The 14,729-nt window shown below is 54.4% G+C and carries 14 protein-coding genes; all 14 read left to right on the forward strand.

Going from position 1 to position 14,729, the window contains the following annotated elements; translation table 11 throughout:
• Nucleotides 1-3 precede the first annotated feature (3 nt).
• The 14 genes from Q0239_RS07815 (at nt 4) to Q0239_RS07880 (ending at nt 14,695) form a co-directional block, all read left to right on the forward strand.
• Nucleotides 4-1,125, forward strand: coding sequence for a DegT/DnrJ/EryC1/StrS aminotransferase family protein (locus Q0239_RS07815; protein ID WP_298600793.1), 1,122 nt, complete (start codon nt 4-6; stop codon nt 1,123-1,125).
• Nucleotides 1,122-1,343, forward strand: a complete 222-nt coding sequence (locus tag Q0239_RS07820) for a hypothetical protein (protein WP_298600796.1) — start codon at nt 1,122-1,124, stop codon at nt 1,341-1,343. The genes Q0239_RS07815 and Q0239_RS07820 overlap by 4 nt, the downstream gene beginning before the upstream one ends.
• On the forward strand, nt 1,306-2,802 hold the full coding sequence (locus Q0239_RS07825; RefSeq protein ID WP_298600799.1) for a UDP-N-acetylglucosamine 2-epimerase: 1,497 nt from the start codon (nt 1,306-1,308) through the stop codon (nt 2,800-2,802). Before Q0239_RS07820 ends, Q0239_RS07825 begins: the two co-directional genes overlap by 38 nt.
• A gap of 3 nt (nt 2,803-2,805) precedes the next feature.
• Nucleotides 2,806-3,360, forward strand: coding sequence for a GNAT family N-acetyltransferase (locus Q0239_RS07830; protein ID WP_298600802.1), 555 nt, complete (start codon nt 2,806-2,808; stop codon nt 3,358-3,360).
• Nucleotides 3,361-3,448: 88 nt separating this feature from the next.
• Nucleotides 3,449-4,492 carry a DegT/DnrJ/EryC1/StrS aminotransferase family protein gene (locus Q0239_RS07835; protein WP_298600805.1) on the forward strand — a complete coding sequence of 348 codons (1,044 nt, stop codon included), beginning with the start codon at nt 3,449-3,451 and terminating at the stop codon, nt 4,490-4,492.
• Between the two features lie 21 nt (nt 4,493-4,513).
• The gene (locus Q0239_RS07840) at nt 4,514-5,275 is read left to right on the forward strand and encodes a class I SAM-dependent methyltransferase (RefSeq protein ID WP_298600808.1); all 762 of its coding nucleotides are present in this window, start codon (nt 4,514-4,516) and stop codon (nt 5,273-5,275) included.
• 12 nt (nt 5,276-5,287) lie between these two features.
• Nucleotides 5,288-6,148 carry a transketolase gene (locus Q0239_RS07845; protein WP_298600811.1) on the forward strand — a complete coding sequence of 287 codons (861 nt, stop codon included), beginning with the start codon at nt 5,288-5,290 and terminating at the stop codon, nt 6,146-6,148.
• On the forward strand, nt 6,141-7,061 hold the full coding sequence (locus tag Q0239_RS07850; RefSeq protein WP_298600814.1) for a transketolase C-terminal domain-containing protein: 921 nt from the start codon (nt 6,141-6,143) through the stop codon (nt 7,059-7,061). The genes Q0239_RS07845 and Q0239_RS07850 overlap by 8 nt, the downstream gene beginning before the upstream one ends.
• Before the next feature lie 11 nt (nt 7,062-7,072).
• Nucleotides 7,073-7,834, forward strand: coding sequence for a sugar transferase (locus Q0239_RS07855; protein WP_298600817.1), 762 nt, complete (start codon nt 7,073-7,075; stop codon nt 7,832-7,834).
• Nucleotides 7,831-8,985, forward strand: coding sequence for a glycosyltransferase family 4 protein (locus tag Q0239_RS07860; protein ID WP_298600820.1), 1,155 nt, complete (start codon nt 7,831-7,833; stop codon nt 8,983-8,985). The genes Q0239_RS07855 and Q0239_RS07860 overlap by 4 nt, the downstream gene beginning before the upstream one ends.
• A complete protein-coding gene (locus Q0239_RS07865; protein ID WP_298600823.1) occupies nt 8,978-9,937 on the forward strand; it encodes a D-glucuronyl C5-epimerase family protein in 960 nt (319 codons plus the stop codon). The genes Q0239_RS07860 and Q0239_RS07865 overlap by 8 nt, the downstream gene beginning before the upstream one ends.
• Nucleotides 9,938-9,939: 2 nt before the next feature.
• Nucleotides 9,940-11,841, forward strand: a complete 1,902-nt coding sequence (gene asnB / locus Q0239_RS07870; RefSeq protein ID WP_298600826.1) for an asparagine synthase (glutamine-hydrolyzing) — start codon at nt 9,940-9,942, stop codon at nt 11,839-11,841.
• The gene (locus Q0239_RS07875; protein ID WP_298600829.1) at nt 11,838-13,145 is read left to right on the forward strand and encodes a lipopolysaccharide biosynthesis protein; all 1,308 of its coding nucleotides are present in this window, start codon (nt 11,838-11,840) and stop codon (nt 13,143-13,145) included. Before asnB ends, Q0239_RS07875 begins: the two co-directional genes overlap by 4 nt.
• A 197-nt stretch (nt 13,146-13,342) precedes the next feature.
• Complete coding sequence (locus Q0239_RS07880; RefSeq protein WP_298600832.1) at nt 13,343-14,695, forward strand: hypothetical protein; 1,353 nt, start codon at nt 13,343-13,345, stop codon at nt 14,693-14,695.
• The last annotated feature ends 34 nt before the right edge of the window (nt 14,696-14,729 follow it).

Genomic DNA, 14,729 nt, shown 5'->3' on the forward strand with positions numbered 1-14,729 from the left:
CGCATGCAGTTTATAGACCTAAAGGCTCAGCAGGCGCGGATCCGCGATGATTTGCGACTGCGGATCGATAAGGTTCTTGACCACGGGCAATATATTATGGGGCCTGAGGTCGCTGAACTGGAAGCAGCGCTCGCTGCCTATGTCGGCGTTGACCATTGCATCGGAATCGCTAACGGCACTGATGCCATTCAGATTGCGTTGATGGCGCTTGATATCGAGCCTGGCGATGAAATCATTACATCTGCGTTCAGTTTCATAGCTGCTGCCGAAGTCATCGCCCTATTGCGCGCCGTGCCAGTTTTTGTCGACATTGATCCGCTAACATATAATTGCACTGCAGAGCAGATTGCACGGGCAATTACACCGCGGACAAAGGCGATTATTCCCGTCGATCTGTACGGCCTCGTCTCGGATATCGATGCGATTGTTGAGGTGGCTGCACAACATGGCATTCCGGTCATCGAAGATGCGGCACAGAGCATGGGCGCAACCTATAAAGATCGCCGGGCATGCTCGTTGGGAACGATAGCCACAACAAGCTTTTTCCCGTCGAAGCCATTGGGCGGCTATGGAGATGGCGGTGCCTGCTTCACCAATGATCCCGAACTTGCGGCTCGTATCCGCAGCATCCGGATCCATGGCCAGCGTCAGCGCTATTATCACGACCGCATCGGCGTCAACGGACGACTGGACACACTACAAGCTGCTATATTGCTAGCGAAGCTACCCATATTTGATGAAGAAGTGTCGCTGCGTGCTGAGGTTGCGTCGCGCTATGATCGATTGATCGCATGCGCCGATTTTGGCCGACACGACATCCGTGCGCCACACATACCGGAAGGATATACGAGCGTTTATGCGCAATATACCGTCCGCGTGCCCGATCGCGATCGGATAATAGCTTTGTTGCATCAAGTAGGCATACCGACGGCAGTCCATTACCCTTGCGCCCTTCACCGCCAAGAAGTGTTTGCAGGAAGCAAAGTGGCAGATGCGGGCTGTCCCGAGAGTGAGGCCGCCGCCGCGCAGGTCATGAGCTTGCCGATGCATCCCTATTTGGCCGAAACAGACCAGATTCGCATTGTCGAGGCGCTGTCATCGGCAGTTCGGGACGTCGCAGCGTGAAAGTCTTGACGATTGTCGGCAACCGGCCGCAGTTTATCAAACTTGGCGTCACTGCTCGCCGGTTGCGTGAATTGGGTGCAGATGCGCCGTGGCGCAGCATTGTCGTCAATACAGGTCAGCACTATGATGAAATGCTGTCCGACGTGTTTTTTACCGAACTCGAGATCGAAGCGCCTGACTATGCTTTGGGTATCGGCTCGGGCCACATCTTCGATTAGATTTGCAAAATGCTATCCCTTACGCGAGATAATCGAGGTTGAACGACCCAACGCGCTTCTTGTCTATGGGGACACCAATTCCACAATTGCGGGTGCAATTTGCGCTGGTCACCTTGATATTCCGTTGATTCATGTTGAAGGTGGTGAGCGGCTGTACCGTCGCTCGGCAATGCCTGAAGAAGTGAACCGCGTTGTAACCGACCATCTGTCTTCGCTGTGCCTTGCAAGTTCGCGCAAGGCCGTGCGCTATCTTGCCCGCGAGGGATTTGGGCCTGATCGTGTGCAGTTTGTCGGCGATCCTATGTACGATATATTCAAGCTTTCGGGCGAGTTGCTCGAAACGATGCCTGCGAAACAACCGGACGATTTTGGTCTCGAAGCTGACGGCTATGCACTTTGTACAATACATCGTGCGGAAAACACCGATGTCAAAGACACATGCCTCGACATTTTGGAGGCGCTGGATCAAGGTCCGTTGCCTGCTCTTTTGCCTGCGCATCCAAGGTTGATGCACCGCCTGAACGATTGGGCCTGGGCACCCAAAGGAAATTTGCGGCTTGTCGATCCCTTGGGCTATTTCGACTTCCAATCTTTGCTGCGTCAATGCGCGGTTGCCGTCACCGATTCCGGAGGCGTCGGTCGTGAAGCCTTTTTTGCAGGAAAAGCGGCAATTGTACCGCTCGAAAGCAGCGCCTGGATTGAAGCAGTTGAGGCTGGCCTTGCCGTTATGACAGGGCAGAGCGGCGAACGAATTGCTGAGGCGCTTCGCAGTTTCAACCGGCACGAAGATGTGACCGCATTGGTTGAACACAATTTTGGCAGCGGCGATGCCGGTTCACAAATTGTTGACGCAGTCTCTGCCTTTCTATCGGCCCCGTCGCTGGGCGGCGAAGGACCCTGGCACCCCGTAGCGCGTTTTGAGCAGCTTCCACGCGCAGCGGATGCTTCTTCCCTGTCGTTGGACGCCTTTGCCCGGCTCTGCACGCGGCAAAAGGACGCAGGCGCACAAGCGCTCGTGCTCGACATTACCCGATCCTTGTCCAACGCAAGCACTATGCTCGATCTTTGTCGTCGGCTGGGCGCTCGTGCAACTTTATGGGTTCATCCCGGCACCGCCGGTTTTAATCCTTTGAACGAAAACGTCATCACGCAGATCGGTGCGCTGGCCGAGATTGCGGACGGTTTGGCCACATCTGATCAAAATTACGCCGCATATCTTGGAGAAAAGCTGCGGCGAAAAGTTCCAGCTATAACATTTTCGGTCGTTCAGGATGACAGCGCCGCCGAAGGTGACAAGGGTTGGGTAGACAAGGTTGAAATCGGAGAGGACACGCCACCGATCCGAATTCGCCCATGGGCTTGGTCGGCTGTACCAGTCGGTGATTTTGAATCCGAGCTCCAGATCTTCGATGTCGAACGCGACGCCCATTGGTCAACGCTGCGAGAGAAGTTGAGCTGATCCGTGGCACAACCGGTTCTGTTCTTTGCACTGGCAGGTGGCGATTGGTCGGGTGCCGAGCGGCTGCGCGACATGCGCGCGCAAACGCCCGAATATCATCTTGATTTCTGGCGGCCCTCGTTGTCGCGACCCTTCCCTCCAGGGCGCCGCGATCCGCGTATATTGTCCTATAGCTTCATGCATTCGGCAGGCTTATTCGAGACCCTCTCTTATTCCATGGTCCACCTTTCGGCGCCCGACGGTTCGATTGCGCACAGTTCGCTTATTATGCCTCGATTTGCTCGGTTCCCCTTTATGGGGCTTGATGACCTGCAAATCGGCGCTACAGAAACGTCCCCTGCGCACCGGGGTCGCGGTTTGGCAGTCCGCGCGATCGACGAAACAATCGCCACGCTCGGGCATTCTGGCCGGACTTTCTGGTATTTGACCGAAGACGCAAATACTGCATCCATCGCAGTGATCCGGAAAGCAGGTTTTTCGCTGGTTGGGCGCGGTAAGAAAGTTCCGCGGTTTGGCCTTACGCCGCTCGGTTATTACGCCATCACTGAACATTCCTAATTATTTGATCGAGGTAAAGATGACATCGGCTAGATCTGTACCATTCTTCAACTATCCCGCAATGTTCGCGGAACGGTCGGAGACTTATATGGCCACCATGCATGACGTGATGGCGCGCGGTGCCTTCATCATGCAAAAGGATTTGCTGTCGTTTGAAGAGGAACTTGCGGCGTACCTGGGCTGCCGTCACGCAATTGGCGTGGCCGACGGCACGGTCGCGTTGACATTGTCGCTGCGAGCGGCCGGCATCGGATCCGGTGACGAAGTGATCGTTTCTTCGCATACATTTATCGCTACGGCGGCCGCAGTGCACCACGTCGGAGCTATCCCGGTCGTATGTGATTGCCTTCCTGACGCTATGATGGACACGGCTAGTGCTGCTACCTTGGTGACCGACAAGACACGCGCTATCATGCCGACGCAGCTCAACGGGCGGACGTCTGATATGGACGCGATTGGCGCGCTAGCGAAACAGCATAATCTGAAAATTGTTGAAGACAGCTGCCAGGCTATGGGAGCGAAGTTCCGCGATACGCCAGCTGGCCTGTTCGGCGTTGCAGGATCTTACAGTTTCTATCCGGCGAAGACGCTTGGTTGTTTTGGTGATGGCGGTGCCATAGTTACCAATGACGACGATGCGGCCAAGGAAATAAGGGAGCTGCGCGATCATGGCCGGGGCGCGGATGGCAAGGTTAAGCGGTTTGGCCACAATGGTCGATTGGACAATATTCAGGCCGCAATACTTAGAGTGAAGCTGGCACATTATGACGAGGCGATTACCCGTCGACGGGCGATCGCTTCGAGATATCAGGCAGGGCTATCCGACATAGCCCAGCTTTTGCTGCCACCTGCACCAGACAGCGACAATCTACGATTTGATATTTTTCAGAACTACGAAATCCAGGCCAATGATCGTGACGCGTTGCGCGAACATCTCAGTGCGAACGGAATCGGAACGATTTTGCAATGGGGCGGGCACATGATTCACCAGTTTGAGGATCTTGGACTTCGATGCAGCGCCCCCTATGCAGAGGAAATGTCGCGCCGCTATATGATGTTGCCGATGCACCACATGCTGAGCGATGACGATGTCGACTATGTAATCGAACATATCCGTGCGTTTTACGCCTGATTTAATAAAAGAGGTTTGAACATGACGACCGACGGAATCGCCGTAGCCGGCGGCTTACGCACACAAGAAGAGAAGCTGGAGGCTCCCCGCAACCGCGCGCTGTTTGAGGGCAATCCATCCAGCTGGGAAACGAAGATGGAGAATTTTCCCAAATATGTGCGGCGGCAAAACCTTACGAGATTCCTCGCACTTTATGAACTGTTCAAACTTACGCTGCCCGTAAAGGGATCGGTAATCGAATGCGGGGTCAATCATGGCTTCGGGATCATGAGCTGGGCCAAATTCTCTGCGATTATGGAGCCGGTTAATCTCACCCGGCGGATTTACGGCTTTGATACGTTCGAAGGTTTTCCAGGGGTGAGCGAAAAGGATCGATCGGCATCCTCACAACATGTGAAAGTCGGCGATCTCGCAGCCGATGTGCATGACGAACTGACCCAGCTAATCGCCAACTATGATTCAACCCGCTTTCTGGGCCATGTCGACAAGGTGCATCTCGTACGTGGTGACGCCACCAAAACCATACCGACATTCATAGAGGAAAATCCCCACATCTTGGTTTCGTTGCTGTTCCTGGATTTCGACCTTTATGAGCCGACCAAGATTGCACTCGAACATTTCTTGCCAAGAATGCCCAAAGGCGCGATCCTCGCCTTCGACGAACTCGACAACCCACTTTGGCCCGGGGAAACGCTCGCAATGCTCGAAACGCATGCAAAACGGCCGCTGAAAGTTCGGCGACATGAGTTTGATCCCTATATCGGCTTTGCCGTCCTGGACTGATAGGGCACCTTTATGACCCAGCCTTCTGTCTCCCGGGCCAACGCAATCGATACCAGTGCAATGGCACTGGCCATTCGTCGCCATGCTGTTGACATGACGCATCTCGGAAAGAGTTCGCATGTTGGATCGGTGTTGTCGCTGGCAGACATTTTAGCTGTGCTTTATGGTGACATCATGCACCTCAATCCGGCCGATCCGCGCTGGATTGATCGCGACCGGTTCATCCTGTCCAAAGGGCATGCCGGTGCAGGTGTGTATGCAGCGCTTGCGGAGCGGGGATTTCTACCGCGCGAGCAACTTAAAACACATTATCAGAATGGATCGAAGCTGTCAGGCCATGTCAGCCACAAAGGCGTGCCGGGCGTCGAGTTTTCAACTGGTTCATTAGGACACGGCCTGGGAGTTGGCTCCGGCATGGCGCTCGCAGCAAAGCGGGCGGGTCGAGCCAACCGGGTATTTGTAGTGTTGTCGGATGGCGAATGTGACGAGGGCTCCAACTGGGAAGCCATCATGTTTGCCGCGCATCACAAACTCGACAATCTGATAGTCGCTGTGGACTACAACAAGATACAGTCGCTCGATTCTGTGGCTAACACGCTCGCTCTCGAGCCATTCGCTGACAAGTGGCGAGCGTTCGGATGGCATGTCGCCGAAGTCGACGGTCATGATCATGCGGCGCTCTCGGCCGCTCTTGCCGTGGAAGCGGGCGAACGAGGTCAACCTTCGGTTGTGATTTGCCATACGACCAAGGGCAAGGGTGTTTCATTTATGGAGAATGCCGTGCTGTGGCACTACCGTACACCACAAGGCGAGGAATATTCAGCTGCCTGCGCCGAACTTGGCCGCGCAGCCGGGGAGCACGAGCATGCGTGACGCCTTTGTCGCAGAGTTGAGCGAAATTGCCGCGGTTGACCCCTCGGTAATGTTGATTACGGGTGACCTTGGCTTTGGCGTACTTGCAGACTTTGCTGACCGCTTTCCCGATCAGTTCATCAATGCAGGTGTGGCCGAACAGAATATGACAGGCCTCGCCGCCGGTTTGGCGTTGGAAGGCCATAAGGTCTTCACTTATTCGATCGCCAACTTCACAACCTTGCGTTGCCTTGAGCAGCTACGCAATGATGTTTGCTATCATGATGCCGATGTTACCGCTGTCGCAGTCGGCGGCGGTTTTTCTTATGGGCAGCTCGGAATGTCGCATTTTGCAACCGAAGATTTAGCAATTTTGCGCGCGTTGCCCGGCATGACGGTCGTCGCCCCATCGGACGCATGGGAAACCCGGTTGCTAACCCGGCAGATGGTAGCCCGGCCTGGGCCCAAATATTTGCGTCTGGATAAAGGGCGAGCAAATTTGCCGGTCGACGAGGGTGATGTGACTCTCGGCAAGGTACGCAAGGTTCGCGACGGCAATGATGTAACCCTGATCACCATTGGTGCAATATTGTCGGAAGTCTTGAAGGCAGCCGCGAAGCTGGAGTCTGAAGGAATAAATGCGCGGATTCTTTCGGTGCATACGCTTAAGCCGCTGGACGCCGCACCACTTGTAGCCGCAGCGCGGGAGACTGGCGCAATCGTCACGATCGAGGAGCATAATGTTGTAGGTGGTTTGGGCGGCGCAGTTGCCGAATTGCTGCTTTCCGAAGGCGCGATGCCTACTGGATGGCGTACGGTCGGCCTTGCCGATTGCTATCCGACGATCGTTGGAGATCAGGATTATCTTCGGGCCGCTTATAATATGGATTCTGTGGCGATTGCGGCAGCGGCGCGAGCCGTGTTGGCGCGATAGGGGCCAAAACTATGCGTTCCTACATGTTCAAACGCTTCCTCGACTTATTCATGTCGGCATCGGTCCTCATATTGACCAGCCCTCTGCTGATCGGTGTGATGATTGCGGTATGGCTTCAGGATTTTCGTTCACCAATATATCGCGCCCCGCGCGTTGCGCGCGGCGGCGGCGAATTCACGATGATGAAGATCCGTTCAATGGTGGCCAACGCTTCCAAAACCGGCGTCAATTCCACAGGGGCGGATGATCGACGTATTACAGCGGTTGGACATTTCATTCGACGCTGGAAAATTGATGAATTGTCGCAGTTTTTTAATGTGTTGATCGGATCAATGTCCGTCGTGGGCCCTCGCCCTCAAGTGCGTAATTGGGGTACGGATTTGTACACCAGCGCTGAAATGCGTCTATTGGAAGTACGCCCCGGTATAACCGACCTCGCGTCGATCGTGTTTTCGGACGAAGGCAACATTCTGGCAGGCGCAAACCATGCCGATCTTGAGTATAACCGTTTGATCAGGCCATGGAAAAGCCGACTGGGACTGTTTTACATCGACAATATGTCGCTTGCGATGGATATCCGAATAGTGGGCCTTACGATAATGGCGATAATCAATAAGCAGAAAGCCCTGGATGGAGTTGTGGCAATATTGCGCGACCATGCAGCGGATGGCGAACTGATTGAAGTTTGCCGTCGGTTGGTACCGCTGGAGCCGGCGATCCCGCCGGGTGCCACAAAAGTGGAGGATGGCTCCCTCTATGGCGGAGGCTCATGAATCAAGCATCTCGGCGCGAAATAAAGGTAGTCCATATCACCACGGTGCATCGCCCTTTTGATGCCCGAATATTTCACAAGCAGTGCGTATCCTTAGCCAAAGCTGGCTTTGACGTGACGCTGATACAACGAGGCGAAACCGATGAGGTGCGCGAAAACGTCAAAATTGTTCCGCTTGGTTTGATCGAAGGGCGTATTCGGCGCACCACTGTTGGTGTGTGGCGTGCAGCGATGGTCGCTCGCCAGTTGCGGGCCGACGTCGTGCATTTTCATGATATCGAGCTGATCTGGGCCGGGCTGATTCTAAAACTGATAGGCACATCGGTGGTGATCTACGACGTTCATGAAGATGTCGCCAAGGATCTTCACGACAAAGCCTATCTGCCCAAATGGGCGCGGTGGCCCATTTCACTGGGCGTAAGGCTGTTCGAGTGGCTCGCATGCAAGATGCTCGATCATGCCTCTGCTGCAACATCTGCGATCGCAGCACGTTTCCCGACCGAATTTGTTACATTGATCCGGAACACTCCGATTCTGGGGGAGATGGCTCCGACGGACATACCCGATTTTGCTGATCGGCCGATGCGCGCGGTATATCTTGGCGGGCTTGCCGCATTCAATGGGCCGCTCGCCATGGTGAACGCCTTTGCGCTCCTTCCTGATCGACTGGGCGCGCGGCTTACTCTTGGCGGTGTATGGCCCGATCCCGATCTCGAAGCGCGTACTAAATCCCTGGCTGGTTGGTCGTATGTGGATTTTGTAGGCTGGGTGGATCGCAAGGATGTGGGCGGTGTTTTCGCCCAGTCGCGCTGTGGCTTGATTTTATATGAGCCGACACCGAACGTGATTGAGTCTGAGCCGAACAAATTTTTCGAGTGCATGTCCGCCGGATTGCCGATCATTGTATCGAATTTCCCCATCTGGCGGCAACTTATCGAACAAATCGGATGTGGGATCTGCGTCGATCCGGGCGATTATCAAGCGATTGCCGATGCAATAACATGGATTATGGACAATCCGGACGAGGCTCAAGCGATGGGCGCGCGAGGGCGGGAAGCTGTACTGGGTGGGTACAATTGGGATGTTGATGCGAAGAATCTTGTGGCAATGTATGACGCGCAGATCGCAGCCAAGGTGATCCCCAATGCCTAGGAAAGAACTAGGCCTGGTGGCTCGTGATTTGGGATTTTACCTCACCGGCCGTTGTGATTGTACCGCTGCGGATTGGACTGCTGAGAACTGGCTTTACCCGCTCGACTGGGGCTATCAACTGGACCGGCCGGATCAATATTTTGCGCCTTTCGACGAAAACGGAATTCCTCTACGTGAAATTCCAGGTGCTATTCCGCTGACTTATCTGCCTTCGCGAATTGCTGCATATGGTCTGGCGAACTGGAACCGTGCGAAGTGCGACACCACAGCCCAGCACCGATTTCTCGCCTGCGCAAATTGGTTCGCCAGCCAGCAAGAATGTGCCTTTCGCCACGACTTCCCCTTGGTGGCCATGCCACCGGGGTGGTTAAGTTGCATAGCTCAGGGAGAAGGTATTTCCGTGCTTGTACGCGCTCAGCGCATGACTGGGGCGCAACAATATGCCGATTGTGCCAACGCGGCTGCGGACTGGCTTGATCGCAGCGTAGCTGAAGGCGGTTTGCTGGACCTCCTGCCAGACGGGCTACCGTTTTTGGAAGAATATCCGCGCAGCCAGTATCGCCATGTCCTCAATGGCTGCCTCTATGCGCTTGTTGGCCTGAGTGATTTGGTTCGATCTGGATTCAGCCAGACTGCCAGACCGGAAAAGCTGTTGAACGCCGTGATGGACGCGGTCGAAATTCATATTGACCGCTGGGATTTGTCTGGCTGGACGACCTATGACTATCAATTTGAATCCGGGCAAACCGCAGGACAGCCGGCAAATCCCAACACTCTGACGTATCAAACATTACACTGGATATTGCTCGATTATCTCGGCCAAGTCCACAATAGGAGCGCCTTGGTCGCCCGCGCTGCGAATTGGCGCAATGCATCCGCCAGTCTTCTGGCGCGGGCGATTGCGCTTGCCAATAAAGTACGGTTTCGCCTGCATCACGGCTATAGGCATTAATTATGTGTGGTTTATTCGCTTCACTGTCGCTTAACGGACCGATTACACGTGGCTACGACCGACAGCTTGCGATGATCGCTCATCGCGGGCCCGACGGTGAAGGTGTGGCACGAGTCAACTTGTTGTCTGGTCCGGAATACAAGCGGCTTGGTCGGGCGTGGCTCGGTCATCGGCGTTTGTCGATAATTGATCGAGATCCGCGAGCCGACCAACCTATGATGACTGCCGACGAGCGGTATATCATAGCGTATAATGGCGAAATTTACAATTATCTGGAGTTGCAGTCGGAATGTCGAGCGGCTGGATGGTCGTTCCGAACAACAAGCGATACCGAAGTGCTGATTGCCTGTTGGGCGTTGTGGGGAGAGGCCGCTCTTGCTCGCTTGATCGGCATGTTCGCCTTCGTACTAGTAGATCGACTTGAAGGCTGCGCTTGGATCGCGCGCGACGCTTTCGGTATAAAGCCACTGCACTATGCGTTCGGCGACAACGAACTGCTCTTTTGTTCGGAAATTCCGCCATTAGTATCGACGGGGCAAGTACCGCTTTCCATCGACCCGGCGCAGACCGCAGAATATCTCCGCTTTGGAGCCGCGTCAGACGCAAAAGGAACGCTGATACAGGGCATCTGTCGTTTTCCCGCGGCCTCGGTTGCCAAATTCGATTTTGAAACCGGTACCTTGTCCGAACCCATACGCTATTGGACGCCCAAAAGAGAGGGGCGCCAAATCAGCCTAGCCGATTCGGTTGCAGAATGTCGCGAGCGGTTTCTAGCGAACATTCGCCTCCATTTGCGAAGCGATGTACCCGTAGGTGCGGCGCTTTCTGGCGGGCTCGACAGCAGCGCGATTGTCAGCGCGGTACACTATCTTGAGCCTTCGATGCGATTGAACACGTTCAGCTTTATCTCCGCTGACTCAAAGCATTCCGAAGAACGATGGGTTGATATTGTAAACGCACATATCGGTGCGGTGGTACATAAGGTTAGGCCAGAGCCCGAAGATCTGGCTGCCGATCTGCAGGATTTGGTTCGTTTGCAGGGCGAGCCCTTCGGATCAGCCAGCATATACGCCCAGTATCGAGTGTTCCGGATGGCGGGAGAGGCGGGCGTCCCAGTGACGTTGGATGGCCAGGGCGCCGATGAGATCCTCGCAGGCTATTGGCCATATGTTGCAACCAAGGGCGCATCTCTTTTACGGCACGGACGGGCACTTCAAGCCGCTCGCCTAGTCTGGTCTGCTGGCGATAACACTACAACACGGGCACGGCTTGCCGCACAATTTGCTCAGGCGGCATTGCCTTCCAGCTTGGTAGCACGATTCCGCAGGCTGGTTGGCCGGGAACTTATGCCCGGCTTCATGAACGCTGACTGGTTTGCAGCGCATGATGTTACGGCAGACACGATGGCGGCAAACATGTTGGGCAATTATTCAGATTTGCGATCGCACCTGATAGACACGGTCGAACGCAGCTCGTTGCCCACGCTGTTGCGGATAGCAGATCGGTCATCGATGGCTTTTTCGGTTGAAAGTCGCGTACCGTTCCTGACCCATGATTTCGCCGACTTTCTTCTGAGTTTGCCTGCCGATCATATCGTTTCCCCTAGGGGGGATCGGAAATTTGTTTTCCGCGAAGCGATGAAAGGCATTTTGCCGGAGCCAATTCGTACGCGCCGGGACAAGATTGGTTTCGTAGCAGATGACGGCCTGTGGCTGCGCACCAACCAAGCTGCATTTCTGGAATATTTTGATCTACTCCGAGGCGTACCGCAATTCCACCAAGAGGCTTTGGCGGAGTATGTTCAGGGCTTTTTCAATGGCGGCCCACAATCGGCGCAGCAAGTTTGGCGTATCTTTATGTTCGCAATCTGGCTTGCCAATATGCAAGCGCTCGCAAAGAGATGAGACCTTCGGCGGCCTCCAAGTCTGTTCTTTGGCAGCGCTTGTTTGCCAGTGGAAGTTTCTCACGTAGTGCAATGAGCGTAGGGGGCGCCGCCGCTATAAGTCAACTCGCTAGTGTCGTCACAATGCCGATCCTGGCAAGACTATATGATCAAAGTGCGTTCGGTCATGCCGGGGCATTGCTTGCCTATGCCAACATTCTGGCGGCAATTTTGCTTTTTGGCCTTAGCGATGCTGCACTGGCAAGCGACGACGATGAAGACGCTGTTCGCCTGACACTCGCAGGAGTTGTCGTGCCGGTTGTTTTAGCACCGGGAATGATTGTTCTGACCGACTTTTTCGTCGACACAAACCGCTTCGGTCTAGGTGGGCTACCACCCTATGCAAGCGGATTGGCGATAGCGGTGGTCTTGATGCTGGTGATACTGAGCCATTTGCAGAACCAACTTGTGCGCGTCCGGAATTTTTCTGCAACCGCAAAGGGCTATCTGAATTTGGGCGTGACCCGTGCGGGCGCGCAACTGGCCGCTGGCGCCATGGGATTCGGGTTTGCAGGACTTTTTGGCGGAGAGCTTGTGGCGCGAACCTTGACAAATCTGGGAATGGTCCGATCCTGGACGAAGTCAACGCGGCGACCAACCTCGGCTTCGGTTGGGTCGATTCTGTCAACCCTTGCGCGCTATCGGCGCTTTTTGCTGTTCCGAACACCCTCTTCAATTCTCAGTGCCACTGCGGTCGGTTTGCCGGCGTTGCTGGTCATCGGTCAATTCGGGGCGACCGATGCCGGCCATTTCAACATGACTTCGATGATGCTGGTTGCGCCTGTGGTGCTGATCCAAAAGGCCATTGGCGACGTTTTTATCGGGCAGTTCATAGGTTTGCGGCGTGAAAAGGCCGATGCCACAACGCTAATCGTTCGTGTCGGCCTAACCCTTGCCGGGATAGCGGCAATTGGAGGACTTGCGATCTGGTTGTTGGCACCATGGGCTTTTTCAACGGCCTTCGGCGCAGAATGGCGTACTTCGGGTGAGATGGCGATCGCTTGCATCCCGTGGTTCATGGCTATGATTATCGTGTTACCGCTTTCGCAGGTGCTAATTGTCAATCATCGCCCGGATTTAAAGCTAGGCTTTGATTTCAGTTATATAGGGCTGCTATTTCTCGCAGATCGTATAGCCACAGACAATCACGCCGGGTCGTTGGCTTATGTAGAGTATATATCCTGGGGCAGCGCACTTGCGTATCTCGTGTATGTGCCGCTGCTCATTTGGAGTTTTTTGCGGCCAGGTTCTGTCGCTTCGCCTTGATCGCAACTGACGCTGTGGCGATTTTCGCCTTTCGGTCTGAAACGACTCTGGCCTTATAGCGCTCGCCCGGCGTCGCAAATGACGCAAGGAAGGAAGACAGTCAGCACCGCTCTTGTTTTATCATTTGCCTTCGCTACGGCGTTGCGTGAAATGTTCGAGTACTGGCCGCAAGGGCGGTGGTTAAATCGGGGTTTGTAATGGCAACGCGTGCAATGTCGGCAACTGAAATCGACGGTCGACTAGCTGTGTCAATCCGCGCTTTTCTGGGTTTGCTCGACAATGTGTTTGTTGTTGCCGCCTTAATTGCCAGCTATTTCTGGCTGTGTACCTATCTGTACACAGACATAATAGGCAACGTCGCGCCACTCCGACAAATCGGGTTCGAATCCTATCCAACCACTGGCTTTGCCCAATTTGCTGCGCTCGGTTTTTGCCTTGTGCCGCTGCTATGGCTTCGTAGGCAGTTCGAAGTGCCTTCGGATCTTATTGTTTTCCAGCTTTATCTCTATGTTTACGTTCCCACGACGGCCTATCTTGTGATGGCAACGCCGATGACATTTGAGCGACAATTGGGCTTCCTGACGATGACGCTTTTTGGACTCGCTTTGCTCGAATTGCGCCGCGGGATTCGAACTGTCATATTTGGTAAGCTTCCAATAAGGGAAGGCTGGTTCATCGGTATACTGGCGGCAAGTTCGATCGCTCTCATATTTTTAATTGTCACTGTTGGCGAGGTGAGAGCGGATTCGCTAGATTTGACTTCGGTTTACGAAAGACGTGGTGATATCGTTGGCGGAGGCGGCAGGTCGCCGCTGCTTTTTGCAGCCAACTGGGCCGCGACAGCGATTGCACCTTTGACGATGATATATGGCCTGATGAAGCGGCAATGGTGGCTTCTTGGCGTCGGCCTGCTACTCGCAGTTGCATGTTTTGCGCTGACGTCATTTCGAAGCCATCTGTTCACCCCAATCTTCGCAGTCATGATCTGCGTGGTTTTGCGCCCCGCCGGCCTTAAGCGGTCCGGCATTGCACTGCTTTTGGTCGCATTGTCGCTGTGTCTGATTCCATTACTGTACGACCTTGTGACTGGCGGGCTTGGGACATGGGTCATTCACTTCCGCTTTATCGGTAATAATGGCTTCCTTTCGGCCCAATATTTCTCTTTCTTCGCCGACGCGCCCAAGGGCCTGTATCAAGACAGCTTCGGGCGTCTGTTTTTCACGCCGCGCTACTTCCTGCCGATTGCCGAACTGGTTGGTTCGTCTTTTTCGATTGCCGGGAATCACGCCAATGGCAATCTCTGGGCCGACGGTTATGGTAATATGGGAGTTTGGGGCGTCGGTATGGCTTCGTTTTCTGCGGTGCTTTTTTGCTGGCTGGCGGATTCGCTTGGTCGCGATCTCGACAGAATACAGGTTAGCGCCATGTTAATTCCGCTGGTCTTCGCGATATCGAACACGTCGGTCCATTCAGCCTTAACCTCCAATGGTGGCTTGTTGGTCATTCTGCTGCTCTATCTGATGCCCCGCTCTTATTCTCGGTCTGGATAACACGAAATTCAATGAACATTTGGCTCAGTACTAT

This window comes from uncultured Sphingorhabdus sp., assembly GCF_937872355.1.
Lineage (GTDB): Bacteria > Pseudomonadota > Alphaproteobacteria > Sphingomonadales > Sphingomonadaceae > Sphingorhabdus_B.